1 pseudogene is annotated in these 253 nt (G+C 64.0%); it reads right to left on the bottom strand.

What is annotated here, in order from left to right:
* A pseudogene (locus ACG02S_RS26365) lies at positions 1–126 on the bottom strand (IS481 family transposase); the annotation flags it as partial.
* Positions 127–253 lie beyond the last annotated feature (127 nt).

The raw sequence follows: 253 nt of genomic DNA, 5'->3' as shown, positions 1-253 counted from the left end.
GGCGATCTTCATCGGCGCGGCCTCGTGAAGCCGCTCCAAGAAGTCCACGCTGCTGGCCTCGCTCTGGTCGGCATACACGCGCAGGAACACCCAGCGCGTGGCCCGGTCGATGGCCACGAACAGGTAGTCAGACCTGCAAAATCCATTTCCAGGCAACTCGCTGTGGGCACGGCCCCGGCGACCAGCGGCGGGTCATGTCGGGTTGAGCAGCGGCTGACGCGATCGTTCGGGATTGAAGTTCATGACGCTGTTG

The sequence above is a fragment of the Pelomonas dachongensis genome (assembly GCF_043555865.1).
Classification (GTDB): Bacteria; Pseudomonadota; Gammaproteobacteria; order Burkholderiales; family Burkholderiaceae_C; genus Pelomonas; species Pelomonas dachongensis.
Note: the sequence above shows the minus strand (reverse complement) of the source record. Positions and strands in the feature narration are given on the sequence as shown.